Source organism: Luteimonas sp. S4-F44, assembly GCF_022637415.1.
GTDB lineage: Bacteria > Pseudomonadota > Gammaproteobacteria > Xanthomonadales > Xanthomonadaceae > Luteimonas.
The window spans coordinates 3,016,727-3,039,791 of sequence record NZ_CP093340.1 but is presented as its reverse complement, the minus strand read 5'-3'; the positions used below and the strand labels follow the sequence as shown (position 1 = coordinate 3,039,791).

Annotated in this window: 20 protein-coding genes, 1 tRNA gene and 1 pseudogene; 17 read left to right on the top strand and 5 right to left on the bottom strand. The window is 68.2% G+C overall.

What is annotated here, in order from left to right; all coding sequences use genetic code 11:
- The first annotated feature begins 12 nt into the window (after positions 1–12).
- The 3 genes from MNO14_RS13815 (at position 13) to hemC (ending at position 2,565) form a co-directional block, all read left to right on the top strand.
- A complete protein-coding gene (locus tag MNO14_RS13815; protein WP_241944277.1) occupies positions 13–693 on the top strand; it encodes an alpha/beta hydrolase in 681 nt (226 codons plus the stop codon).
- 185 nt (positions 694–878) lie between these two features.
- Entirely contained in the window at positions 879–1,604 is a 726-nt protein-coding gene (locus MNO14_RS13810) for a LytTR family DNA-binding domain-containing protein (RefSeq protein ID WP_241944276.1), read from the top strand.
- A gap of 49 nt (positions 1,605–1,653) precedes the next feature.
- Entirely contained in the window at positions 1,654–2,565 is a 912-nt protein-coding gene (hemC, locus tag MNO14_RS13805) for a hydroxymethylbilane synthase (protein ID WP_241944275.1), read from the top strand.
- A gap of 26 nt (positions 2,566–2,591) precedes the next feature.
- Here hemC and MNO14_RS13800 read toward each other — a convergent pair whose 3' ends face one another.
- Positions 2,592–3,284, bottom strand: a complete 693-nt coding sequence (locus MNO14_RS13800) for a DUF481 domain-containing protein (protein WP_241944274.1) — start codon at positions 3,282–3,284, stop codon at positions 2,592–2,594.
- Positions 3,285–3,447: 163 nt separating this feature from the next.
- On the opposite strand from MNO14_RS13800, the gene MNO14_RS13795 reads away from it, so the two are divergent.
- Positions 3,448–4,845: an FAD-dependent oxidoreductase gene (locus tag MNO14_RS13795; protein ID WP_241944273.1), complete on the top strand. Its 1,398-nt coding sequence runs from the start codon at positions 3,448–3,450 to the stop codon at positions 4,843–4,845.
- 15 nt (positions 4,846–4,860) lie between these two features.
- On the opposite strand, the gene MNO14_RS13790 is transcribed toward MNO14_RS13795, so the two are convergent.
- Positions 4,861–5,466: a hypothetical protein gene (locus tag MNO14_RS13790; RefSeq protein WP_241944272.1), complete on the bottom strand. Its 606-nt coding sequence runs from the start codon at positions 5,464–5,466 to the stop codon at positions 4,861–4,863.
- 109 nt (positions 5,467–5,575) lie between these two features.
- Between MNO14_RS13790 and MNO14_RS13785 the strand changes: the two genes are divergently transcribed.
- From MNO14_RS13785 to MNO14_RS13760, 6 genes are all read left to right on the top strand, one after another.
- Positions 5,576–6,544 carry a YafY family protein gene (locus MNO14_RS13785; protein ID WP_183427758.1) on the top strand — a complete coding sequence of 323 codons (969 nt, stop codon included), beginning with the start codon at positions 5,576–5,578 and terminating at the stop codon, positions 6,542–6,544.
- 227 nt (positions 6,545–6,771) lie between these two features.
- Positions 6,772–7,125 (top strand): hypothetical protein, encoded by a 354-nt coding sequence (locus MNO14_RS13780; protein WP_241944271.1) that lies wholly within the window; start codon positions 6,772–6,774, stop codon positions 7,123–7,125.
- A gap of 97 nt (positions 7,126–7,222) precedes the next feature.
- Complete coding sequence (locus tag MNO14_RS13775) at positions 7,223–9,331, top strand: prolyl oligopeptidase family serine peptidase (protein WP_241944270.1); 2,109 nt, start codon at positions 7,223–7,225, stop codon at positions 9,329–9,331.
- Positions 9,332–9,470: 139 nt separating this feature from the next.
- Complete coding sequence (locus tag MNO14_RS13770; protein ID WP_241946350.1) at positions 9,471–11,627, top strand: S9 family peptidase; 2,157 nt, start codon at positions 9,471–9,473, stop codon at positions 11,625–11,627.
- Positions 11,628–11,707: 80 nt separating this feature from the next.
- Positions 11,708–11,784, top strand: a tRNA-Met gene (locus MNO14_RS13765).
- A 177-nt stretch (positions 11,785–11,961) separates the two neighbouring features.
- Positions 11,962–13,245 (top strand): integrase arm-type DNA-binding domain-containing protein, encoded by a 1,284-nt coding sequence (locus tag MNO14_RS13760; protein WP_343226399.1) that lies wholly within the window; start codon positions 11,962–11,964, stop codon positions 13,243–13,245.
- A gap of 62 nt (positions 13,246–13,307) precedes the next feature.
- On the opposite strand, the gene MNO14_RS13755 is transcribed toward MNO14_RS13760, so the two are convergent.
- The gene (locus MNO14_RS13755) at positions 13,308–13,517 is read right to left on the bottom strand and encodes a hypothetical protein (protein ID WP_241944269.1); all 210 of its coding nucleotides are present in this window, start codon (positions 13,515–13,517) and stop codon (positions 13,308–13,310) included.
- Between the two features lie 203 nt (positions 13,518–13,720).
- Positions 13,721–13,924, bottom strand: a complete 204-nt coding sequence (locus MNO14_RS13750) for a hypothetical protein (protein ID WP_241944268.1) — start codon at positions 13,922–13,924, stop codon at positions 13,721–13,723.
- Positions 13,925–14,387: 463 nt separating this feature from the next.
- Here MNO14_RS13750 and MNO14_RS13745 point away from each other — a divergent pair, with 463 nt between their 5' ends.
- From MNO14_RS13745 to bfr, 7 genes and pseudogenes are all read left to right on the top strand, one after another.
- Positions 14,388–14,564 (top strand): hypothetical protein, encoded by a 177-nt coding sequence (locus MNO14_RS13745; RefSeq protein WP_241944267.1) that lies wholly within the window; start codon positions 14,388–14,390, stop codon positions 14,562–14,564.
- 678 nt (positions 14,565–15,242) lie between these two features.
- A complete protein-coding gene (locus MNO14_RS13740) occupies positions 15,243–17,444 on the top strand; it encodes a hypothetical protein (RefSeq protein ID WP_241944266.1) in 2,202 nt (733 codons plus the stop codon).
- A gap of 140 nt (positions 17,445–17,584) precedes the next feature.
- Complete coding sequence (locus MNO14_RS13735) at positions 17,585–18,037, top strand: hypothetical protein (RefSeq protein ID WP_241944265.1); 453 nt, start codon at positions 17,585–17,587, stop codon at positions 18,035–18,037.
- Between the two features lie 470 nt (positions 18,038–18,507).
- On the top strand, positions 18,508–18,714 hold the full coding sequence (locus tag MNO14_RS13730; protein WP_241944264.1) for an AlpA family phage regulatory protein: 207 nt from the start codon (positions 18,508–18,510) through the stop codon (positions 18,712–18,714).
- A 477-nt stretch (positions 18,715–19,191) separates the two neighbouring features.
- Positions 19,192–19,701: pseudogene (locus MNO14_RS13725) on the top strand (RNA pyrophosphohydrolase); the annotation flags it as partial.
- A 152-nt stretch (positions 19,702–19,853) separates the two neighbouring features.
- On the top strand, positions 19,854–20,063 hold the full coding sequence (locus tag MNO14_RS13720) for a (2Fe-2S)-binding protein (protein WP_183427753.1): 210 nt from the start codon (positions 19,854–19,856) through the stop codon (positions 20,061–20,063).
- A 111-nt stretch (positions 20,064–20,174) separates the two neighbouring features.
- On the top strand, positions 20,175–20,648 hold the full coding sequence (gene bfr, locus MNO14_RS13715) for a bacterioferritin (RefSeq protein WP_241944263.1): 474 nt from the start codon (positions 20,175–20,177) through the stop codon (positions 20,646–20,648).
- A gap of 12 nt (positions 20,649–20,660) precedes the next feature.
- Here the strand turns inward: bfr and MNO14_RS13710 are convergent, their stop codons facing one another.
- Positions 20,661–23,063: a hybrid sensor histidine kinase/response regulator gene (locus MNO14_RS13710; protein ID WP_241944262.1), complete on the bottom strand. Its 2,403-nt coding sequence runs from the start codon at positions 23,061–23,063 to the stop codon at positions 20,661–20,663.
- Between the last annotated feature and the right edge of the window lie 2 nt (positions 23,064–23,065).

Sequence of the window (23,065 nt, the reverse complement as noted above, 5' to 3'; positions counted from 1 at the left end):
GACGACATTCGAATGAACGACGACATCGCACTGCTCGACTGCATCGAACGCGAAACCGGGCCTGCGCCCGCGTGGAGCGTGATCTGGCTGCACGGCCTGGGCGCCGATGGCAACGATTTCGCGCCCATCGTGCCCGAGCTGGTCCGACCCGACTGGCCGGCCCTGCGCTTCGTGTTTCCGCATGCGCCGGTGCGCCCAGTGACGATCAACAACGGCGTGCGCATGCGAGCCTGGTACGACATCATCGACGTCGACTTGGGCAATCGCGCCGACGAGGCTGGCGTGCAGACATCGGTGACCCAGGTCGATGCGCTGATCGCACGCGAGGGCGAGCGCGGTGTCCCGCCGGCGCGGGTGATCCTGGCCGGCTTTTCGCAGGGCGGCGCGATCACGCTTGCGGCCGGGCTGCGCCGCGCCGTTCCGCTGGGCGGGCTGGTCGGGCTGTCGACTTATCTGCCCGCCGCCGCCACTGCGCACGACGCCCTGATCCACGGCGCGGTCGCGCAGCCGGTGTTCATGGCGCACGGCACGCAGGACCCGGTGGTGCCGGCGATCGCCGGGCAGCAGAGCGCCGCGCTGCTGCGCCAGTTTGGCTTCGATGTGCATTGGCAGACCTATCCGATGCCGCATTCGGTATGCGCCGAGGAGATCGCCGACCTCGGCGACTGGCTGGGCGCGCGGTTCGCCGGCTGACGGCACGGCACCGCGGGCGCAGGGGCACGCGCCTGATGCGGCGCGAACGGCCCTGCCGCGGCAGGGCGCCGCAGCTGCGGTGGGTCGCCGGCGGGCCGGTCCGCTGGCGTGCGGATGCGCGTCCGGGCACCATCGCAGGACCGGCCCGGTGGCCGGGGCTCGTGCCTTGAGGGGAGCGGAAGACCATGAAGGTCGTGATCGCCGATGACGAGCCGCTCGCCCGCGAGCGGCTGCGAACCCTGCTGGCGCAGGTGCCGGGCGTCGAGGTCGTCGCTGAAGTCGGTGATGGCCGCGCGGCGCTGGATGCCTGCGCGGCGCACGCGCCGGCGCTGGTGCTGCTCGACATCGCGATGCCGGGAATCGATGGCCTGGAGACGGCCCGGCATCTCAATACCTTCGAGCCGCGGCCGGCGGTCGTGTTCTGCACCGCCTATGACGCCCATGCGCTCAAGGCCTTCGAGGCTGCGGCCGTCGACTACCTGGTCAAGCCGGTGCGCGCCGAGCGGTTGCGGGCGGCGATCGAACGCGCCCGTGCGTTCGTCGCGGGGCGCGAGGCCGCATCGGTGGTCGCCGACCGCCAGCGAACCCACTTGTGCGCACGACTGCGCGGCAGCCTCCGGCTGATTCCGGTCGAGGACATCCGCTACCTGCAGGCCGAGGAAAAGTACGTCGTGGTGCATCACGTGCGCGGCGAGGATCTGGTGGAGGAATCGCTCAAGTCGCTGGAGGAGGAGTTTGGCGACCGCTTTGTGCGCATCCACCGCAATTGCCTGGTCGCGCGGCACGAACTGCTGGAATTGCGCCGCGATGCCGAGGGCCATGTCCACGCGGTGCTGCGCCATGCCGAGCATACGCTCGAGGTCAGTCGGCGCTGCGTGCCGCAGTTGCGCGACGCGGTGCGCCAGCTCTAGATCGCCGCGCGGTTCGCGTCCCGGTGGTGGGATCGTCGATAATGCCCGGATGGAACGACTGCGCATCGCCACCCGCAAGAGCCCGCTCGCGTTGTGGCAGAGCGAACACGTTGCCGCGGCTCTGCGCGCGCGTCATCCCGGCCTCGAGGTCGAACTGGTGCCGTTGAGCACACGCGGCGACGAGGTGCTCGACCGCTCGCTGGCTGCGATCGGCGGCAAGGGGCTGTTCCTCAAGGAGCTGGAGATCGCGATGCAGGCCGGCGACGCCGACTGCGCGGTGCATTCGCTCAAGGACGTGCCGATGGAGCTCGAGCCGGGGTTCGCGCTGCCGGCGATCCTGGCGCGCGCCGACCATGCCGATGCGTTCGTCAGCAGTACATTCGCATCGATCGACGCCTTGCCCGAGGGGGCGCGTGTGGGCACCTCGTCATTGCGGCGCCAAGCGCAGCTGCGGGCGCGTCGCCCGGACCTGGAGATTCTGGACCTGCGCGGCAACGTCAACACCCGGCTGGCCAAGCTCGACAGCGGGCAGTACGACGCGATCGTGCTGGCGTGTGCCGGGCTGCAGCGGCTTGGCCTGGACGCCCGCATCCGGGCACGTCTGGATGCGCCCGACTGGCTGCCCGCACCGGCCCAGGGCGCGATCGCGATCGAATGCCGCGACGACACCCCGCAGTTGCAGACCCTGGTGGCCGCGCTCGACCACGGCCCCACGCGCCGCTGCGTCGAGGCCGAGCGTGCGATGAACCGGGCCCTGCACGGCAGCTGCCACGTCCCGGTCGCCGCGTTCGCGCGGTTGGACGACGGCCGGATCCTGCTCGACGGGCTGGTCGGTTCGGCCCTCGATGGCCGTGCGGTCCGGGCCGGCGGCGAGGCGCCGGAAGGCGAGGGCGAGGCGCTGGGATCGGCGGTGGCCGCCCGTCTGCTCGAGGCCGGCGCGGGCGCGTTCCTGCCCGGTTGAGGGCTGCGCGCCCCGGACGCGGCCAGTCAGAACTGGTACTGGACCTTCAGCGAGCTTTCGGTGTCGGTACTGCCGCGGCCGCCGTTGCCCAAGGTGTCGTGGCGCAACTCGAAATCCGAGCGCAACGTCCACTGCGGGAACAACTCGTAGTCGAATGCCAGCGTCTGCCGGAGGAAGGTGTTCTCGCGGCCGGTCTCGACCTGCACTTGCTGGGTGAACGACGCGCGGCGGCCCAGTTCCTGCGACAGCTGGACCTGGCCCCGGGCCACCGGCCCGGGCACCGCGGTGCCGAAGTCGGTGTACGGCTCGATGCGTACGCCGGTGCCGAACTCCAGGCGCAATGAGGTCTCCGGGCTGCGGATTGCCTCGATCCCGTAGCTGGTGTCCCACTTCACGTGATTGCCGCCGGAGCGGAAGCTGTCGCGCTGGGCGAACGGCGAATACAGCGCGATCGCCGGACGGTCAGGCAGGCGGATGACGGGCGGCGCGACGGACTTGGGGCGCACGCCTGGCGCACGCGGGGCCCAGATCCGGCGGCGGGCCGCACTTGCTGTCCATTCGGCATCGGTGCACTTGAGCTGGAAGCACGGCCGGCGCAACGGCACCTGGCGCGTCGCCACGGCGAGCACAGCCGGTTGCTCCGGTGCGGTCGGAAGCGGTTGTGTGTAGATCGGCAGGCCTGCGAAAGCCAGCCACCAGCCAGCGAGCATGACAGCCATTCATGAAATCGGTTCCAGCCGATTATGCCGAGCGCACCCGACGCTTCCAACCCGAGGGTCTTCGATCAGAGGGCCGGGTTCAGCTGCCGGTTCGAAGTCCACGACGGTCAGGCGGCCGGGCCAGACGCGCGATAATGCCCGGTCCGCGCCCAAGGATTTTGCCGTGTCCCAGCCTGCTCTTCCCGACGTCGATGTCGCCGTGATCGGGGGCGGCGCGGCCGGCGCCCTGGTGGCGCTGCACCTGCTCACAACTCCTGACCTGCGCGTGGCGCTGGTGGAACCGCGGCCGGACCTGGCCCAAGGCGTGGCGTATTCGACGCCGCGTGTCGAGCACCTGCTCAATGTGAATGCCGGGCGGATGAGCGCGTTTGACGACCGTCCGGACGACTTCCTGGCGTTCCTGCGCGAGGCGCCAACCACGGCGGCACGCCCTGCCGAGGCGTTGCCGGCGATGTTCGCGCCGCGCCGTGTCTACGGCGACTATCTGCAGGCGCGGCTGGCGGGGGCGCTGCAGTCCGGCGCGCTGATGCGCCTGGTCGAGACCGTCGATGCGGTACGACCAGCCGCGTCCGGCTTCGCGTTGCGGACCGGCGCGGGTACCGAGTTGCGCGCGTGCGCGGTGGTGCTGGCAACGGGCGGGGTGCCCGCCGCGCTGCCGGCGTCCGGCGTCGACGCGGCCGCCCCCGGCATCATCGAGGCCTGGCACTACGCGGCGGTGGCCGCGATCGCGCCGGAGGCCGACGTCGCGATCGTCGGCGCGGGGCTGAGCATGGTCGACGTGCTACTGACGCTGCATGCCAACGGGCATCGCGGCCGGATCACCGCGATCTCGCGCCATGGGCTCCTGCCGTTGGCCCACGCGCCTGGAACGGTGCCGCAGGCCGGTGGCGTCGAACCGCTGCTGCCGTTGGGCGTGCGTGCGCGCATGCGCCTGCTGCGGCGATGGGCTGCCGAGGCGCAGGCCCAGGGCCGGCCCTGGCAGGACGCGCTCGAGCGGCTGCGCCCGCAGGTCCAGGCGCTGTGGCAGGCCTGGCCGCCGGCCGAGCAGGCCCGCTTCCTGCGCCATGCGGTGCGCCACTGGGACATCCACCGGCATCGCATCGCCCCTGAGGTGGCCGCAGTGGTCGAGGCGATGCGTCGCGATGGCCGCTTCTCGCTGCATGCCGGCCGGGTGACGGCGGTGGCGGCGCGCGACGACGGCCGGTGGCAGCTCGACTGGCGGCGCCGTCGGCGCAGCGACCACGAGCGCCTCGTGGTCGATCGCATCGTCAATGCCACCGGGCTCGAGAAACGGCCGACGCAGGTGCCCGGCACCCTGCCGGCGGCGTTGCACGCGCTGGGCCTCGCACGTCCCGGGCCGCACGGCATGGGCATCGACACCGACGCCGCCGGCGGCGTGCGCGATCGTTCGGGGGCGACGGTGCCGGGCCTGTGGACGCTGGGCGTTCCGCGGATTGGCACGCTGTGGGAAAGCATCGCGATGCCCGAGCTGCGCGGCCAGGCCGAGCGCGTCGCCGCTGCGGCGCTCGCTCATGTGCGCGAGGCCAGTGCGCGCGACTGAGTCGCGTGTGTCCGGCTACAGGCAGTCGCGTTGCAGTCGGTGCAGTTCTTCCTCGGCCAGTGCCCGCCCGGCGCCGAGGTCGGCATTGGCGAGGTTGCGGCGGATCTGCGGGCAGGGGTCGGTCGGCCCGCCGCCGAACACCAGCGCGCCGATGCCCTCGACTACGTCCTGCGCCGAGATCGGTTCGCGCATCGCGAAGGTGCCATCGGGACGCGGCGGCGCGCGATGGCGTAGCGGGTCGGGGACGAAGTCGACCGGCGCGGTCTGCGCGCGTGCCCACGCCCGGGCCTGCGCGTGCAACGGTGCCGCCGCGGGGGTGTCGTCGGTGGCGGCGACCGGTGCGATCTCGACCGCGCTCAGGCTGGGCCGCTGTGCCGGTGCGGTCGCGGGCGCGGAACGCACGGACGGTGCTTGCTCTGCGCGGAATGCAGGCGGCGGGGCGATAGCGGGCAGGGGCGGCGGTGCGGGGTCGACCCAGATCACCTGGAGCGGGCGGTCGTCTGCGCGGGGTGGGTAAGGTTCGAGAAGACCGGCCAGCCACCAGGCCAGAACCGCCAGGTGACAGGCCAGCGTGAGCGCTGCGGCGATCCCACCGGTGCGCTCGCGTCTGGGGTGCGTCATGCCGGGCCGTCTCCCTGATCCGCGCGCGAGTCTAGGGCCGACGCGTTAGCGAGCGGTTATCCGCCGCGCCACTGCGCCGCCGGCCGCGACGACGGGCCATAATCGGCCCATGGACCGATACGAACGCATCCTCTCGTTACACCGCATCCTCAAGACCTCGCGCTACCCGGTCACGGTGGCCCGGCTGCAGGACGAACTGGAATGCTCGCGCGCCACCGTCTACCGCGACCTGGCGTTTCTGCGCGATGCGCTGATGGCGCCGGTCGTGGGCGATGGCGATGCGGGCTTCCGCTACGACAGTGCCGAGGGCGACCGCTTCGAGTTGCCGGGCCTGTGGCTGAGTTCGGGCGAACTGCATGCCTTGCTCGCCGCCCAGCAACTGCTCTCGCGCAGCGGCGGCGGCGTGCTGTCGAGCGCGCTGGCGCCGCTGCAGTCCCGGATCGAGAAGCTGCTCGACGAACACTCGGCCGGCAAGCAATGGCCGGTGCAGCGCGTGCGTGTGGTGCCGCATCGCGGCCGGCGCATGGACGAGCATGCGTTCCGCAACGTCTGCTCGGCGGTGCTCGAGCGCAGACAGCTCGCGTTCGAGTACCGCGCCCGCTCGACCGACGAGCGCACCCGCCGCACGGTCTCCCCGCAGCGCATCACCCACTACCGCGACAACTGGTATCTCGATGCCTGGGACCACGATCGCGACGCGCTGCGCAGCTTCTCGGTCGATCGCATCACCAACGCGCGCATGCTGCCCGGGCAGGCGCGCGACATCGAGGACGCCGAACTCGACACCCATCTGGCCGGCAGCTACGGCATCTTCTCCGGTCCGCCCAAGGGCGTGGCGACAATCCTGTTCGAGGCCCGTGCCGCGCGCTGGGTCGCCGACGAGCACTGGCATTCGCAGCAGCAGGGCCGATTCCTGCCCGACGGCCGCTACGAGCTCAAGGTGCCCTACAGCAATGCGCGCGAGCTGCTGATGGACGTGCTGCATTACGGTGCCGATGCGCAGATCGCCGAGCCCGTCGCGCTGCGTGAGCAGGCCCGCTCGCTGCTGGAACTGGCGCTGTCGAAGTACGAGCGCTGATCGGCGCGCCGGTTCGCACGGTCACGCGGTGTCCGGCGCGCGGCCAGCCCATGCTGGCGCCGTCGGCCAGGCACGGCGGCCGTTTCCCGCAGGGGGCGGCACTGGCCCGGCGCGCGGGCAGGGCGCGACACCTCGTGGCCCTTGGTCGTGATGTCGCAGCCCATGAGATGGATGCAACCCAGACTCTCCGCATGGCCCGATCCGGGCGCGCTGGGAGTTCTGTCGCCATGTCGAATGCCTTCGAATCGCCTGCCTCCGATCCCCGTGCCCTCGTCGGCGCCGGCCTGCTCGGCCTGCTGTTTCTGGGCAGCATCGCGCTGCTGTCGTTTCCCGGGCTGCGCAGCGGCGTCGCCGTGGTCGGCTGGCCGCCGCTGTGGCTGGTCGGCATGCCGGCGACCGCCTGGCTCACCTGGTGCGTGCTTCGCCTGCCGCGCCGCCGCAAGCTGGCCTCGTCAGCGGTCTTGCGGCGGCGTCGGCCAGGCCTTGCGCAGGCGGCTCGCCGTCCCGCGCCGCGCCGCCGGGTGGCCATGCCGCTGCGTGCCGCGCTCGCGGCGGCGGGCTGGTTGCCGTTGGGCCGCTGAGGTCGCGCGCCTGGCAGGGGTGACTTTGGTCATGCGGCGGCTGCCGATGCGCGTGCTAGCGTTGGCGGTTATCTGATCCCCGCCCGCCGGAGGCGCCATGTCCCCATTGTCCAAGCTCTGCCTCGCCGCCGGAATCTCCGCCGGCCTTTCGATGGGCACCGCATCCGCCCAGGAGGCCGCCGTGAACGATCCCTACCAGTGGCTCGAAGCCGTCACCGACGATAAGGCCCTCGACTGGGTCCGCACCCAGAACGCCAAGGCCGAGGCCGAGCTCGCCGCCACGCCCGAGTTCAAGCAGCTCGAGTCCGACCTGCTGGCGATCTACGATTCCGACGACAAGATCCCGGTCGCCTACAAGCAGGGTGAGTGGTACTACAACTTCTGGCGCGACCGGAACCACGAGCGCGGCATCTGGCGCCGCACCACGCTCGAGGAATACCGCAAGCCGCAGCCGAAGTGGGAGACCGTGCTTGACCTCGACGCACTCAACAAGGCCGAGGGCGAGAACTGGGTGTGGCACGGCGCCAGCTGCCTGCGTCCGGCCTACACCCGCTGCCTGATCGCGCTCTCGCGCGGCGGCGCCGACGCCGACGTGACGCGCGAGTTCGACCTGTCGACCAAGTCGTGGGTCGACGGCGGCTTCTTCCGCGATGAGGCCAAGGGCGGCCTGAGCTGGATCGACCAGGACAACGTCTACGTCTACACCGATTTCGGCGATGGGTCGCTGACCTCGTCGGGCTACCCGCGCATCGTCAAGCAACTGGCGCGCGGCCAGTCGATGGACCAGGCCACGCTGGTCTACGAGGGCAAGCCGGATGACATGTACATCGCTGCGATGCGCGACGACACGCCGGGCTTCGAACGCGACTTCGTCAGCCGCACGTTGGCCTTCTACAACGATGAGCTCTATCTGCGCGGCGCCAATGGTCAGCTGACCAAGGTCGACGCGCCGAACTCGGCCAACAAGTCGGTCCACCACGACTGGCTGATGCTGGAACTGCGCGAAGCCTGGAACGTCGGCGGTCGCAACTATCCGGCAGGCTCGCTGCTGGTGACGAAGTTCGACGACTTCATGGCCGGCAAGCGCGAGTTCGAAGTGCTGTTTGAGCCCACCGAGACGACCTCGCTCGCCGGTGCGACCTGGACCCAGCATCATCTCGTGCTCAACGTGCTCGAAGACGTCAAGAACACGCTCACGGTGCTGACCCCGGGCGCCGACGGCTGGGCGCGCAGCGCGCTGGCCGGCGTGCCCGAGCTGGGCACGGTCGCGGTCACCGCGGTGGACAGCGACGAGTCCGATGCGGTGTGGATGACGGTCACCGACTACCTCACGCCGAGCACGCTACTGCTCGCCGAGGTCGGCAGCGACCAGGCGCCGGAAACGCTGAAGACGATGCCGGCCTTCTTCGACGCCAGCACCCACGAGGTCGAACAGCACTTCGCCACGTCCAAGGACGGCACCCGCGTGCCGTACTTCCTGGTGCGCCCGAAGAACATGCAGTTCGACGGCAGCAATCCGACGCTGCTCTACGGCTACGGCGGCTTCGAGATCTCGCTCACTCCGGGCTACTCGGGCGGCGTGGGCAAGGGCTGGCTGGAGAAGGGCGGCGTCTACGCGGTCGCCAACATCCGTGGCGGCGGTGAGTACGGCCCGCGCTGGCACCAGGCCGCGCTCAAGCAGAATCGCCACAAGGCCTACGAGGACTTCGCGGCGGTCGCGCAGGACATGATCGACCGCAAGATCACCTCGCCGGCGCATCTGGGCATCCGCGGCGGCAGCAATGGCGGCCTGCTCACCGGCAACATGCTCACCCAGTACCCGGAGCTGTTCGGCGCGGTGGTGATCCAGGTCCCGCTGCTCGACATGCGGCGCTATCACCAGCTGCTCGCCGGCGCCTCGTGGATGGCCGAGTACGGCAATCCGGACAAGCCGGAGGAGTGGGAATTCATCCGCACCTTCTCGCCGTATCACCTGTTCGACCCGGCCAAGGACTATCCGCCGACGCTGATCCTGACCTCCACGCGCGACGACCGCGTGCACCCCGGCCACGCCCGCAAGATGATGGCCAGGATGTCGGAGGCCGGGAAGGACGTGCGCTACTACGAGAACATCGAGGGTGGCCACGGCGGCGCGGCGAACAATCGCCAGCAGGCCCACATGGACGCCCTCTACCTGACGTTCCTGTGGCAGCAACTGGCCAAGTGACTGCCTCCTGCACCGGCCGCTTTCGCGGCCGGTGTGCCTTTTGGCGTTGCATCGGAAGCGAGTGGACCCACCTATGAAGACACCTTTCCCACGCGCGGCTGCCTTGCTGGCTGCGCCGATCCTGACGAGCCTGAGCCTGATGAGCGTTTCTCCCGCCACCAACGCCACCAACGCCGCCGCGCCGGTCCCGCCCGATGCCGAGCAGCGCCCGCATACCGTCAAGGCCCCGCACGGTGCCACGCGCGAGGATGTCTACTACTGGCTGCGTGACGACAAGCGCGAGGACCCGGCGATGCTGGCGTATCTCAACGCCGAGAACGCCTACGCCGATGCGATGCTCGCGCCGCTCAAGCCGCTCGAGGACCGTCTCTATGACGAGATCGTCGGTCGGATCCAGCAGGACGACAGCTCGGTGCCGTACCGCGACCGCGGCTTCTGGTACTACGCGCGCTTCGAGACCGGCAAGGATTATCCGGTGCATGCGCGCCGCGCGGACGGCCCCGGGGTCGATGCGCTGTCGATCCAGGCCGCGAACGCCAAGGGCGACTTCGCCGGCGAGCAGGTGATGCTCGACGTCAACCAGCTCGCCGAGGGCAAGGACTACTACGCGGTCGGCGACTGGGACGTGACCCGCGACAACCGCATCCTGGCCTACGCCGACGACACCAACGGCCGGCGCCAGTACACGGTGCGCTTCAAGAATCTGGAGACCGGCGAGGTCTACCCCGAGACCATTCCCGGCGTGTCGGCGAATCTGGTCTGGGCCGATGACGGCAAGACCCTGTTCTACGTCGAGAACGATCCCGAGACCTTGCTGACCGTGCGGGTGAAAAAGCACGTGCTCGGCACGCCGGTCGCCGACGACGTGCTGGTCTACGAGGAAAAGGACGACAGCTTCTACATGGGCATCGATCGCACCCGCGACGACCGCTTCATCGTCATCGGCCTGGGCAGCACCGTGTCGAGCGAACTGCGCTACGCCCCGGCCGACAATCCCGAGACGTTCACCGTACTCGCCCCGCGTGCGCGCGATGTCGAATACGACGCCGATCATCACGGCGGCCGCTGGGTGATCCGCACCAATGCTGACAAGGCCACGAACTTCAAGCTCGTCACCGCGCCCAGTGATGCGACCTCGCGTCGGCAGTGGACCGACCTGGTGCCGCACCGCGACGATGTGTACATCGAAGGCTACGAACTGTTCGACGGCTTCACCGCCATCGAGGAACGCGCGCAGGCGCTGACCCGCGTGCGCGTGCTCAAGGCCGACGGCAACGACACGTTCGTGCAGGCCGACGAGCCCGCCTACGCGATGGGCCTGTCGATCAATTCCGAGCCCGACACCGACTGGCTGCGTTACAGCTACACCTCGCTGACCACGCCTGCGACGACGTTCGAGGTCAACACGCGTACCGGCGAGCGCCGCCAGCTCAAGCAGCAGGCGGTGATCGGTTACGACCCGGCCAACTACGTCACCGAGCGGGTGTGGACGACCGCGCGCGACGGCCAGCGCATCCCGGTGTCGCTGGTCTACCGCAAGGGCTTCGAGAAGGACGGCACCGCCGCAATGCTGCAGTACGGCTACGGCAGCTACGGCGCCTCGATGGATCCAGGCTTCAGCGTGACCAATGTCAGCCTGCTCGACCGCGGCATGGTCTATGCGATCGCGCACATCCGCGGCGGCGAGGAAATGGGCCGCGCCTGGTACGACGATGGCAAGCTGCTCAACAAGGTCAACACCTTCACCGACTTCATCGACGTCACCGACGACCTGGTCAAGCGCGGCTATGCGGCGCCCGATCGCGTCGCCGCCTACGGTGGCAGCGCCGGCGGCCTGCTGATGGGGGCGATCTCGAACATGGCGCCCGAGAAGTACCGGGTGATCCTGTCGCAGGTGCCGTTCGTCGACGTGGTCACGACGATGCTCGACCCGAGTATCCCGTTGACCACCAACGAGTACGACGAATGGGGCAACCCGGAGGACAAGCGCTACTACGACTACATCCTCGGCTACTCGCCCTACGACAACCTCGACGCCAAGGCCTACCCGGCGATGTTCGTCGGCACCGGGCTGTGGGACTCGCAGGTCCAGTACTGGGAGCCGGCGAAGTACGTGGCGCGGTTGCGCGACGTCAACACCAGCACGCATCCGGTGGTGTTCCGCACCAACATGGAAGCCGGCCACGGCGGCAAGTCGGGCCGTTTCCGCCGCTACCGCGAGTCGGCCGAGATGTACGCGTTCATGCTCGACCAGTTGGGCCTGCGCGAGACCCCGGCGGCCTCCGTCGCCCACTGAGGCGAGGGTGGTGGCCCGTTGACGCGGGCCGCCGCGCGTTGCAGAATGCGCGGCTCGTCGCGAACGCGACGGCGCCCGATGGCTATGTAGCTCAGCCGGTTAGAGCACAGCACTCATAATGCTGGGGTCGGTGGTTCGAGTCCACCCATAGCCACCAATTGACGGTTTCAGCAAGTCCCAAGAAGGCCGATAAGCCCCTGATTTAGCGAGGCTTCCGGCCTTTTTCATGTCCCAAGCTGTCCCATTAGTCCCTTGGCAGCCTGACGAATAGTCGGTATCACTGTCGGTATCTCGCGCCGCCCGTAGGTGCGTACCGACTAAGGGGATACCGACAGTGGCACTTACCGACACAGCGATCCGCAACGCCAAGCCCGGCCCCAAGCCGGTGAAGCTGAAAGACGGCGACAGGGCGCGACGTGACGGCGGCGGCCTCTACGTGCTGGTGCAGCCGGGCGGCTCCAAGTTGTTCCGCATGGACTACCGCAGGCCGGTTACCAAGAAACCCAACACGCTTAGCTTGGGTGCCTATCCTGCGGTGACACTGGCGGAGGCCCGCAAGCGTCGCGACGAGTGCCGGGCGCTGCTGGCGCAGGGCATCGACCCTAGCGAGAACCGAAAAGCCGCCAAGGCGGCAGGCGCGGAGCGTGCGGCTAATAGCTTCGAGGTCATCGCACGCGAATGGCTGGCCTTGCAGGCGCCGGCATGGGTGGCGAGCCATCACGACAAACAGGTATCGCGCCTGACCAATCACGCCTTTCCGTGGATCGGTGGCAAGCCCATCGCAGGCGTCGGGGTGGCGGACCTCCGTCCCATCCTCGACCGCATGACCAAGGCCGGACACAGCGAGCAGGCGCACCGTGTCATGGCCGCTGTCAGCAGCGTCTTCAAGTACGCCATCGCTACCGAGCGCGCCGAGCGGAATCCCGCGGCTGACCTTGGCGCCGCCATGCCGCCCCGCAGGAAGCGCAGGTTTGCCACCGTCACCGATCCGCAGGCCGTGGGCTCTCTGCTGCGCGCGATGGATGGCTACCGCGGCGAGGCGGTCACCGTTGCTGCCTTGAAGATGGCGTCGCTGACCTTCGTGCGTCCTGGCGAACTGCGGGCGGCACGATGGGAGGAATTCGACCTCGACCACCGCGAAGGTGCCCGCTGGGTTATCCCGGCAGCACGCAGGAAGCTGCGCAAGGCCGCCAAGGAAGACGCCTCGACCGAACCGCATGTTGTCCCCCTGTCATCGCAGGCGGTCGCCATCCTGCGCGACCTGCGGCCACTGACGGGGCGTCGTGAATACGTGTTCCCCGGCGTGCGTGATCCCAAGCGGCCGATGTCCGAGAACACCATTAATGCCGCTCTGCGGAACCTTGGATTCACTGGGGACACCATCGTCGGCCACGGGTTCCGGCACATGGCATCCACGTTGCTCAACGAGTTGGGATTCAACCCTGACGCCATCGAGCGCCAGCTATCGCACAAGGGGCAGGGCGTCCGCGCGGTCTACAACCTCGCCAAACACCTGCCCGAGCGGCAGCGGATGATGCAGGAATGGGCGGACTACCTCGACGCGCTGCGCGCGGATACGGGCGGTGTCGTGGTGTCGTTTCAGGCGCGGGCGGCATGAGTCATAAATGGCGCTCCGGGTCAGCGCAGTGCATGAAAAGGGCGCCAAACGGCGCCCCTCATTCACATGCTGGCAACGCGAACCGCGACAAGTAGGACTTGCGCGCCGATTACGCCCAAGTACAAAAGTCCCTGTGGCTTCCTGCCTTTCGCGAAGTTGTAGATAGCCAACCCTAGCGGCGCAATTGGCGTGAGGAAAAAACTCACTACAGCCATCAGCCAGTCGCCACCCGAAAGCGTATCGGCCCGCGCTGTCTCCACGACTTCATTCATTACTCACCCTCCGTGTGTGGTCGCGCATTGTGCGCACTCATGCGAGAGAAGCAAGAAGATTGAATGCCAGACGCAACAAGGGCGCCCAAGCGGCGCCCCTTCCTGCGCTCTCCCCGTGGCAGGCGGTGACGCTGCACCGTGCTAGGAGGCGAGCGGCTGCGCCTCTTGCAGCTCCAAGCAGGCACAGCCGGCCGGCTCCGAACCTATACCGCCTCCAAGGCCACCAGCGGGCCACGCAAGCCGCACGAGCGAGCGACCTGCAGATAAGAACCGCCAAGACCCACGCAGAGCCACCCGAGGCCCTCGTAATCGATCCAGAAACCCCGCTGGTGATCGGCGGCGTGGTGCAGCGAGACCTCGATAGAGGTCAGCGGAATGCGGAGCGTCAGGCGGTGCAGAAGTGACATCGGGTTTCCTTGGATGATTGGTCTCGTCTCCGCGGTCATCTGTCGTTTTCGACCGCGGCGTGGCGCCAAGGAAACGCACGCGATACCAGCCCGTCAACGATTCTTTGTCATCCAGAAGTGGCCTCGAATCCACCTTCGGAACACATGCCCAAACCGCATCGGCTTGACCTCGACGGCACTGCGGCAATGGCGGCGGATCGCGCGCATGGCCGTCCGTTCCTTAGTTGGAATCCATGCCAAAACCGGAAGCGCGCACGCGGTCACTTCCAATGCGGAAATGCGCAGTGGTGGGCCGCGAGAGCGGCGCGCGTCACTTGGGCGTCAGTCGCGGGCGATATAACCCGCGGTCTTGTAGGAAAGACCGCCGAGGGCCTCGCCGAATATATGTCGGGGTCTAGAGGGAGTACGCCGCCGAACCTGTGGGACACTGGCAGCGACACCACAGCCGCACGAGGCCCGATCCATGACCACCAACCGCGGCCGAAGGGCGAACGATCTGATCGCATTGCAGGCCGAGGCAATCCATAGCCTGACTCAGGAATCCATCCGGCTCGCCGGGCGGTCGCAATGGGTACCCCTGCTGCAAGTCGCCGCGGTGTTCGCTGTGGCTGCATTGGTCGTGGTGCTGTGGCCGACCTGACGAAGGCGGTCCGCCGCCGCGAACACGATATCGACATGATCGACGACGATTGATATAAGCCGCCCTCTAAAGGAAAGAGCCGACACGTTCGGCGAAGTTCTGCTGATCGCCGTTCCTTGCAGACGGTTTCGCCGCGGAGACCATCCAAAGGGATTGACACCGCATGCGATTAGTGAAATCGCGTATGCGCGGTTTTTGATCTTTAAGTATCTTTAAGTGCACTGAAAGTGTTCTTACTAGTTAACCTCCACGTGTTCCACTGAAAGACACTTCAGGTGCACACCCGGTCACCTTTGGCGTACCTCCGGTACCGGCCGCAAGTGCAATCCGTCGCGGTGAATCCTGCCCGCCGATGCGTTGGTCTCCCGCCTTCATGGTCTCGGCCCAAGGCGACCGCGTGAAGCGTCCGTAGCGGCGCACCAGTCCGCCACTGTGACAACCCCCCCCGACTCACACCCTGCGCGCCCCGCAGCGGGCCGCTTGTGCGCTCCTAGCGCCACGCCCGACTGCCTCACGCCGCCGCGCTCAACCCCAGCACACGGACTGCCCCATCGGGCGGCTTTGCTGTGTCCGCATTTCCGCGCCGACATGGGCGCACGCACAACCGCAATCGACCCATCGCCTGCCAAGCGAGCAGGCCGCGGCGGCATCCACTCACGCCACACAGGAGCAACCGCGATGGCACGCCAGAACCCCCGCCGCATCTCGCAACGACTGTCCGTCAACACCGAAGGCACCATGACCCGCCTCGCGATCCACAACACCGCGAACGACTCGCACCGCGGCTTCAGTCAAGCCACGCAGAACGTGATTGCACGCATCGGCGGTCTCGCGCAGGGCATCGTGCAGGACCGCACTGCACGCAAGTACGACACCGACAGGACCGAAGGCGCCCGCTTGCGCACCGCGGAGACACTTGCAGGCACCGCAGCGCGCGACGATGGCGGCCCTGCGGACTACTCGACTGCGTTCCGTCGCGGCTACTTCCTGACCGAGGCGGCCAACAAGATCGCCGACAAGCGGCGCGAGCTGCACAAGACGCTTGCGGCAATGGAGCCGGGAGACGACCCGCATCCAATCGTCAATGACGCGCTGTCCGAATTGGTCCATGGTCGTGAGTTCCAAGACCCCCGCGTCATGGAACAGATCACCCCGGCAGTGAATCGCCTTCGCGACGAGGCGCTGACCGCGCACCAGAAATACGAGATGGCGGAAGTCCTGACCCGTCAGACCGAGAATCTGACGCAGCTTGCGCGACTGGGAATCCAAGACGGCTCACTGCGCAATGACGCAGGACTGTCGGCGTTCTACGAGACCGTCGGCGGCGAGCAATACGCCTACCTCTCCCGCGACGATGCCAACGACATCCTGTCGGCCGCGCTGGTCGACCTCATGGAGACCGGCGAGGTAGACCCGGACGATATGACGACATGGCTGCAGGAGACCCGCGCAGGGAACAACGGGCCACTTTGGGATCGCCGCAACGCCAACGGTGCCGTTTGGTCTGATCGCTTCACGACTGCACAGGAGGCGGGCCAGCGTGTCCGCGCGCGCGCGAAGGCCGAGGCAGTCGCCCGCGTGCAGGCCGATGCGGAGATCCGGTTGCAGCGCGCGGCCTTCGGTGGGCGACTTGGCGAGACGCAGATCAACGAAATGGCGGACACCTTGGAACTGTCAGGCTCCGACCGACTGCAATTTGTCCGCCACTGGGGCACTCGCAATGAGGCGGGCATCCGCCGAATGGAAGAACGCGCGGCAGCGGCATCCCGGAAGGTCGACGTGCTGGGCGCGGTCTTGTCCGGCAACGCACATGCGTTCACCACGACGGAGTTGCGCAAGGAGGCCGAGGCGCTATGGCAGGAGGCCGCCACAGCCGAGAACAAGGAGCGCATGGAACAGGTCATTCGCGTATTCGCTGACGCAGGCGTGGAGGTGCCACAGGTACGCGACCTTCTGAACCGGCCCATCGCGGGGAACATGAGTCAGAACTATGACCTCTACCGTCAGCTTGCGGACATCGACCCTGTGCTGGTCGACCGCTATGTCATGGATACAAACGCCGTCCTTTACAGGCAGCACCACGACAACGTGACGCAGTACGGGATGACAGCCGCCGAGTCACTGCGGTCCCTCCCGACGGGTGCAACCAAAGACACTCGGCCGGCCGTCGAGGCTCGTATAGGCCGCGCCCTCGCTGACCATCGACGGACGGATGCCGAGTTCGACAAGCGCCCACAGGCCGAGCAGCAACGCATCATCCAGCGCGCCATGACGCTTGCCCGAGAACTTCCCGATGCCGACCCTGCGCGTGTCATCCAGCAAGCACAGCGACGCATCGCGCGCGACACCGTGGAGGTCAACGGCCGCCGCGTGCCCCGTGCAGGCATCTCCGATGCGGACCTGCCGGCGGTTAATGAGTTCTTGAAGCGCGTCGAACGGGATGCCGTCGAGGCCGGACGCATTGACCCGGCATTGAGGGGCACGCTGTCTGTCACGCAGGCACCCGGCGGCGATCCGGGGGACTTCGTGGTGACCACGGCGCATGGCTTCCCGGTCGTCCATCCAAACGGCCGCGACTACGTGAGCTTCAATGCCCGCGAGCTGTCAGCGGCAAAGCACGAGTTCGATACCGCGGCCATGCTCGACCAAGTGCAAGCCGGCCAACTTGCGACCCGTGACCGCGTGCGGAATCAGCCCTTCATGGGAACAGACCCGCAGGCGGCCGCAGCGGCGCGCGTCAGCCGCGGCACCGGCCCGATACCTGGCGCTGCTCCACCGCAACCCGCGGCGAATCTCGGTCTTGGGTCGAAGCGCCCCGGCGACACCGAGGGTCAGCGAACTTTCGTGGATTACCTGATCGAACAGAAGCGCGGCCGCTAGGCCCCGCGTCACCCAACGTCGCACCCGCGACAACTTCCCACTCTCGCCAGCCACGCGGGAGGAACCCTAACCGCACAGACAGCCCGTCCCGGTCACCCGACTGGGGCGCGCTTTCGCGTGCCTGAAATCTGGAGCTACCAATGCGCACACCACGCACCCCCGAACGATTCACCGACGAGACCGGCGCCGAGCTGGTCCGCGTCTCGCTCGCCAAGGATGCAGGCGTCGCCACCGTTGACGCTGACGACTATGACCGCCTGATCGCACAGGGCTTGCCGTCGCAGTGGTCCCTCAACCGCAACGCCAACACCGGCCCCGGCTACGTCAAAGCAGGCGTGAGCCGCGACAACAGCCGCGTGATCGCGCGTGCCATCGTCGGCGCCGGCCCTAAGATGCAAGTGAGCTACCGCGACCGTGACCGCCTCAACCTGCGCCGGGAAAACCTGCGGGTCACCTTCGGCGGCCGAGGGCGTTACGACGTGTGTTCGCAGTTGGAGCGTGCGCAGAAGATCGCCGCTTGGCTGGAGGGTGGGAAGCCCTGCGAAGACGCGAGCGCGCCCACTCCCCACACCGTTGCGGCAGTTCCGGCGTGACCGCCCTGCGGTCGGCCTACGCGGCCACGTAGACGAGCACGACGGCGCGCTGTGGGTGTCCATCGATAGTCCCGCCGAGCGCGGCACAGGGCTGGTCGCGCACTGGCCTGACGGTCCCGCATCCGCCACGGTCCACTGTGACGGTCCCAGCGGGCACCGTCGGCGGGTCATCCAGTTTCCGGAAGGGTTCACCACGGGCGCGCCTGCGGTTGCGCTGATCGCCGGCACAAGGACACGCTTAGCGATCCGCAGGGGCACTGACAGTGTTCCGCGTCGGGTCGGAAATATCTGACGCAGATTTTCGTTGGGGTATCTGACTCCGAGGAATCGCGCGACTACCCCCCCTACCCCCGGCCGCTCTCACAAGCCGACCCGCGAAGGCATCGCCCGTCGCGTTCTTCCCTCACTCGATTGACAGCCCGCCCGGAGAACACGCGCGGCGGGCCTTCGTCATGCCTATAGGAATCACCATGCACGACCAGAACACCAACGCCGCACCGCCGTCACGCATGATGCGTCTGCCAGAAGTGAAGCGCCTGACCGGATTGAGCCGCAGCACGATCTACCGACTGGGCGGGACCGGTGGATTCCCGCGTCGTGTCAAACTGTCGGAACGCACCGCGGCATGGCCGGAAGCGGCGGTGATGGACTGGCTCGCCGCACGCTGCGCGGCATAGCAGCGGTTCGGTTTGTCAGTACGATAGTCGGTATCAAATTCGTTGCGTGTCGATCAATCCAACGCAGATCAATACCTTGCGGCCTCTATTACGGGGCACCCATACCATCGGCGCTGCTTCGAAAACCCGCCGCCCGGCGGGTTTTTGCTGTCTGCGATCTGCCCGCCACCGCGTGCGCCATCGGCGCGCGGCCGCATGCCTGCGTCCTTCGTCTGCGGTGCCCAGGCGCGGGGCCGGCTGCGCCATGCGAGCGCCGCGGTCGCGCCTGACAACTGCGCTCCGGGGCACGGGTCGCTGCCGTGGCGGCTCGACGCTTGCAGTCTCCCGCCCGAGACCCCGCACCCCGACCTGAACGCCGCCATGCAAGGCCACCGCGGGCATGGCGCGTACCGAGGCTGCGACCGCTTGTCGCCCCGTCGGCGCCGTGGCAGAGTCGAGCACAGTGACGCTACGTCAATCGCATTAGGAGTCCGCATCGTGATCGATCCGGACGGGTTCAGGCCCAATGTCGGCATCGTGCTGATGCACCCGGACGGGCGCGTGTTCTGGGCGCGTCGGGTGCGTCGCGACGGGTGGCAGTTCCCGCAAGGCGGGATGAATACCGACGAGACGCCGCTCGAGGCCATGTATCGCGAGCTGCGCGAGGAAACCGGGTTGCTGCCCGAGCATGTTTCCGTGCTCGGCGCCACGCCCGGTTGGCTGCGCTATCGCCTGCCGCAGCGGGCGATCCGCCGCAACGATCGCATCGTCTGCATCGGACAGAAGCAGGTCTGGTTCCTGCTGCAGTTTGTCGGTGAGGAGACCCATCTGCGGCTCGACCTGTCGGACAAGCCCGAGTTCGACCACTGGCGCTGGGTGGACTTCTGGTACCCGCTCGACCATGTGGTGGTGTTCAAACGTGGGGTCTATGTCAGTGCGCTGCGGCATCTGGCGCCCTACGCGCGCAAGGTCGCCGGAAACCAGGCGATTCCGCAGGCCGCGGTCGAGCGCGCCCGGGGGCGGCGGCCGCAGCGGCGCGCGCGTCGCCCCGAAGCGCTGCGCAACCGCGATTCCGACGGGCACAGCTGAACGTTTCTCATTTGACAGTGATTCTCGTTTATGGCCGAATAGGGGTCCCAGCCCCGGCCAGGACCGCAGCCTTGTTCGTCTGCATCTGCAACGGCGTCACCGACACCCAGATCCGCCAAGCCGCCGCGCACGGCTGCCGCGAAGTGTCCGAGCTGACGATGCGCACCGGCTGCGGCGCCACCTGCGGCAGCTGCACCGACATGGCCGCCAGCCTGCTCGACGAGTACCACGCGGCGCGCGCGCCGACGCTCGAACTGCCGCTGATCGCCTCGGCCGCCTGACGCGCCTACGTCGTTCCATTCGACACGAAGGAATGCGCACGATTCGCGTTCCTTCATCGTCGTGCGCGTCCGGCTAGAGTGGCGCCTTTCCCACCGACAGGACGCACCGCGATGAAGGGCGACGCGCAGGTCATCCGCTACCTCAACCAGGCGCTGTACAACGAGCTCACGGCGATCAACCAGTACTTCCTGCACGCCAAGATGCTCAAGCACTGGGGCCTGGAGGCGCTGGGCAAGCATGAGTACAAGGAATCGATCGAGGAGATGAAGCACGCCGACGCGTTGTCGGAGCGCATCCTGTTCCTCGAAGGGCTGCCGAACTTCCAGGCGTTGGGCAAGCTGCGCATCGGCGAGACGCCGCGCGAGATGCTCGAATGCGACCTCGCCTTGGAGATGGACGGTCTGCCGGTGCTGCGCGAGGCGATCGCGCATTGTGAGCAGGTCGGCGATTTCGTCAGCCGCAAGCTGCTGGCCGATATCCTCGAGAACGAAGAGGAACACGTCGACTGGCTGGAAACGCAGCTCGACCTGATCACCCGCGTTGGCGAAGAGAACTATCTGCAAAGCCAGATGGGCGACGACTGATCGCCGCGCCGATCAGCTGGCGGCCGGCACCCGTGCCAGCAGTGCCTGCCGCGCGTGTGCGAATGCCGCATCCAGTCGCCGGGCCGCGTCTTCGGCATTGCTGAGCGTTCCCGCTCGCGCCGCCGCCTCGATCCGTTTCGCCTCGGTCGACAGGGCCAGCGCGCCGAGATTGGCGCTCGAGGACTTGAGCGAATGCGCAGCTTCGCGCATCGCGCTCTGGTCGCCCACCGCGGCCGCGGCATTGAAGTTGGCGAGCAGGCGCGGGGTGTCGTCGAGGAACACCGCCACCAGCCGGTCGACATCGTCCCCGAGCAGGTCGCGCAGATCGTCGAGCACCTCGCCATCGAGCACCGCGCCATCGAGCACATTCGGCCCCGGCGCATCCGGTAATGCCGGCGCGGACGGGGCGGTGGGCGAGGCGGTCACTGGCGTGTCGGTCTGCGTCTCGGCTTCATTGGTGGCCGGCATCATCCCGCCGGCAGCGCCCGTCGCCGTCCGCGCGTCTGCCGACCACCAGCGCTCCAGGCAACGCGCCAGTTCGCTGCGCGTGACCGGCTTGGCCAGATAATCGTCCATGCCGGCATCCAGGCACTTCTGCCGATCACCGGCCATCGCATTGGCGGTCATCGCGACGATCGGCAGGCGGCGCCCGATGCCGGAGGCGGCCTCGCGCTCGCGCTCGCGCCAACGCCGGGTCGCCGCGTAGCCATCCAGCACCGGCATCTGGCAATCCATCAGCACGATGTCGTAGGCGCCGTCGGCGAGCTTGTCCAGCGCGATCTCGCCGTTGCCGGCGGTCTCGCATTGCAGGCCCAGTACGTGCAGCAAGCGCTGCCCGACCATCTGGTTGACTGGGTTGTCCTCGACCAGCAGCACCCGCGGCGTCAGCGCAGTGCCGCCCAGCGGCGCGGAGGCCGCGAGCGATCGCGCGCTGGGCGTCGCGGCGCGTGGGGGCGGCATCGGTACGGGTTGCGCGGCGTCCGATGCCTCACCGAACACCGCCTCTCCCAGCACCGTCTCGCCCAACACCGCCTCGCGCAGGCGCACATCCGGAGCTTGCCGGTGGAGCACGATGGCCTCGTCGTCCGGACCGTCGACCGGCTCGTCGCCCTGCAGACAGACCAGCCGCGGTTGCCCGTAGTCGGCGTGCCGGGCGAGATTGCGGCGCAGCGCGACGCCGCCATCGCGCAGTCCGGCCAGGTCGGCGACGACGATCGTCCAGGCCGCGGACGGGCTGGCCCCCGCGCTCTGGCGCAGCAGATCGAGCGCTTCGTGCGTGGTCTCGACCGCCTGCATGCGCAGGCCCCAGTCCGACAACAGCATCGACAGGCGGGCGCGCAGGCGCGCATCGGCGGTCAGCAGCAGTGCGGCCCCCGGCCCGGACGCGCCAGCGCCCGATTGCAGGTCGCCGCGGGCCTTGCGCAGCGGAATCTCGAACCAGAACGTCGAGCCCGCGCCTGCCGCGGAGATGACGCCGATGCTGCCGTCCATGAGTTCGACGATCCGCCGCGAAATCGCCAGGCCCAGTCCGGTGCCACCGTAGAGCCGCGTCGTCGAGGCGTCGGCCTGGCTGAAGGCCTGGAACAGCCGTGATTGGCTTTGCGCCGCAATGCCGATGCCGGTATCGCGGACCTCGAAGCGCAGCCGGTGGTGCGTGGCGGTTTCGCCCAGTCGTTGCACGTCGACGGTGATGCCGCCGCGTTCGGTGAACTTCACCGCATTGCTGAGCAGGTTGCTCAGAATCTGGCGCAGCCGGACCGGGTCGCCGCACACCGCCAGCCGCACGGCCGGATCGATCTGCAACTGCATGCGCAGCCCCTTGGCCTGCGCCTGGCGGTCCATCGGCTGGATCACGCTCTGCAGCAGCTCGCGCAGGTTGAAGCCGGTGACCTCCAGGTCGAGTCGATCGGACTCGAGCTTGGAGTAGTCGAGGATGTCGTCGACGATGCGTTGCATCTGCTGCGCCGACAGGTAGGCGGTGCGGACCAGTTCGAGGTGGTCGGCCGGCAACGGCGCGTGCAGCAGCAGGTCGAGCATCGGGGTGATGCCGTTGAGCGGCGTTCGGATCTCGTGGCTCATCGTGGCCAGGAACTCGCCCTTGGCCAGCACCGCCGATTCGGCTGCGGTCTTGGCCTGGCGCAGTTGCTGCTCCAGATGCGTGTGCGCATCGAGCTCGCGTTGCAACTGTTCGCAGTCCTGGGCGGCGCGGCGCGCCTGGGCCTGCGTGTCTTCGAGCGCCTGTTGCTGCGCGCGCAGCGGCACGCCGAGTGCCCACACCGCCCCCGCGGCCGCGGCCGCCAGCACGGCGGCCACGAGCGACCACGGGCCCGGGACCGCAAGCGCCTGCAACGACGCAGCCACCGCCGCCGCGATCGCGGCCAGGAGTGCGCCACGGCGCAAGGCGGAGGTCGACATCG

What these genes read in the sequence shown, in the direction of transcription:
- MNO14_RS13735 (WP_241944265.1), top strand. Translation starts at nt 17,585, where the DNA reads ATGCGCACACCACGCACCCCCGAACGATTCACCGACGAGACCGGCGCC.
- MNO14_RS13810 (WP_241944276.1), top strand. Translation starts at nt 879, where the DNA reads ATGAAGGTCGTGATCGCCGATGACGAGCCGCTCGCCCGCGAGCGGCTG.
- MNO14_RS13710 (WP_241944262.1), bottom strand. Translation starts at nt 23,063, where the DNA reads ATGTCGACCTCCGCCTTGCGCCGTGGCGCACTCCTGGCCGCGATCGCG.
- MNO14_RS13745 (WP_241944267.1), top strand. Translation starts at nt 14,388, where the DNA reads ATGACCACCAACCGCGGCCGAAGGGCGAACGATCTGATCGCATTGCAG.
- MNO14_RS13800 (WP_241944274.1), bottom strand. Translation starts at nt 3,284, where the DNA reads ATGGCTGTCATGCTCGCTGGCTGGTGGCTGGCTTTCGCAGGCCTGCCG.
- hemC (WP_241944275.1), top strand. Translation starts at nt 1,654, where the DNA reads ATGGAACGACTGCGCATCGCCACCCGCAAGAGCCCGCTCGCGTTGTGG.
- MNO14_RS13785 (WP_183427758.1), top strand. Translation starts at nt 5,576, where the DNA reads ATGGACCGATACGAACGCATCCTCTCGTTACACCGCATCCTCAAGACC.
- MNO14_RS13780 (WP_241944271.1), top strand. Translation starts at nt 6,772, where the DNA reads ATGTCGAATGCCTTCGAATCGCCTGCCTCCGATCCCCGTGCCCTCGTC.
- MNO14_RS13730 (WP_241944264.1), top strand. Translation starts at nt 18,508, where the DNA reads ATGCACGACCAGAACACCAACGCCGCACCGCCGTCACGCATGATGCGT.
- MNO14_RS13815 (WP_241944277.1), top strand. Translation starts at nt 13, where the DNA reads ATGAACGACGACATCGCACTGCTCGACTGCATCGAACGCGAAACCGGG.
- MNO14_RS13755 (WP_241944269.1), bottom strand. Translation starts at nt 13,517, where the DNA reads ATGAATGAAGTCGTGGAGACAGCGCGGGCCGATACGCTTTCGGGTGGC.
- MNO14_RS13775 (WP_241944270.1), top strand. Translation starts at nt 7,223, where the DNA reads ATGTCCCCATTGTCCAAGCTCTGCCTCGCCGCCGGAATCTCCGCCGGC.
- MNO14_RS13750 (WP_241944268.1), bottom strand. Translation starts at nt 13,924, where the DNA reads ATGTCACTTCTGCACCGCCTGACGCTCCGCATTCCGCTGACCTCTATC.
- MNO14_RS13770 (WP_241946350.1), top strand. Translation starts at nt 9,471, where the DNA reads ATGAGCGTTTCTCCCGCCACCAACGCCACCAACGCCGCCGCGCCGGTC.
- bfr (WP_241944263.1), top strand. Translation starts at nt 20,175, where the DNA reads ATGAAGGGCGACGCGCAGGTCATCCGCTACCTCAACCAGGCGCTGTAC.
- MNO14_RS13790 (WP_241944272.1), bottom strand. Translation starts at nt 5,466, where the DNA reads ATGACGCACCCCAGACGCGAGCGCACCGGTGGGATCGCCGCAGCGCTC.
- MNO14_RS13740 (WP_241944266.1), top strand. Translation starts at nt 15,243, where the DNA reads ATGGCACGCCAGAACCCCCGCCGCATCTCGCAACGACTGTCCGTCAAC.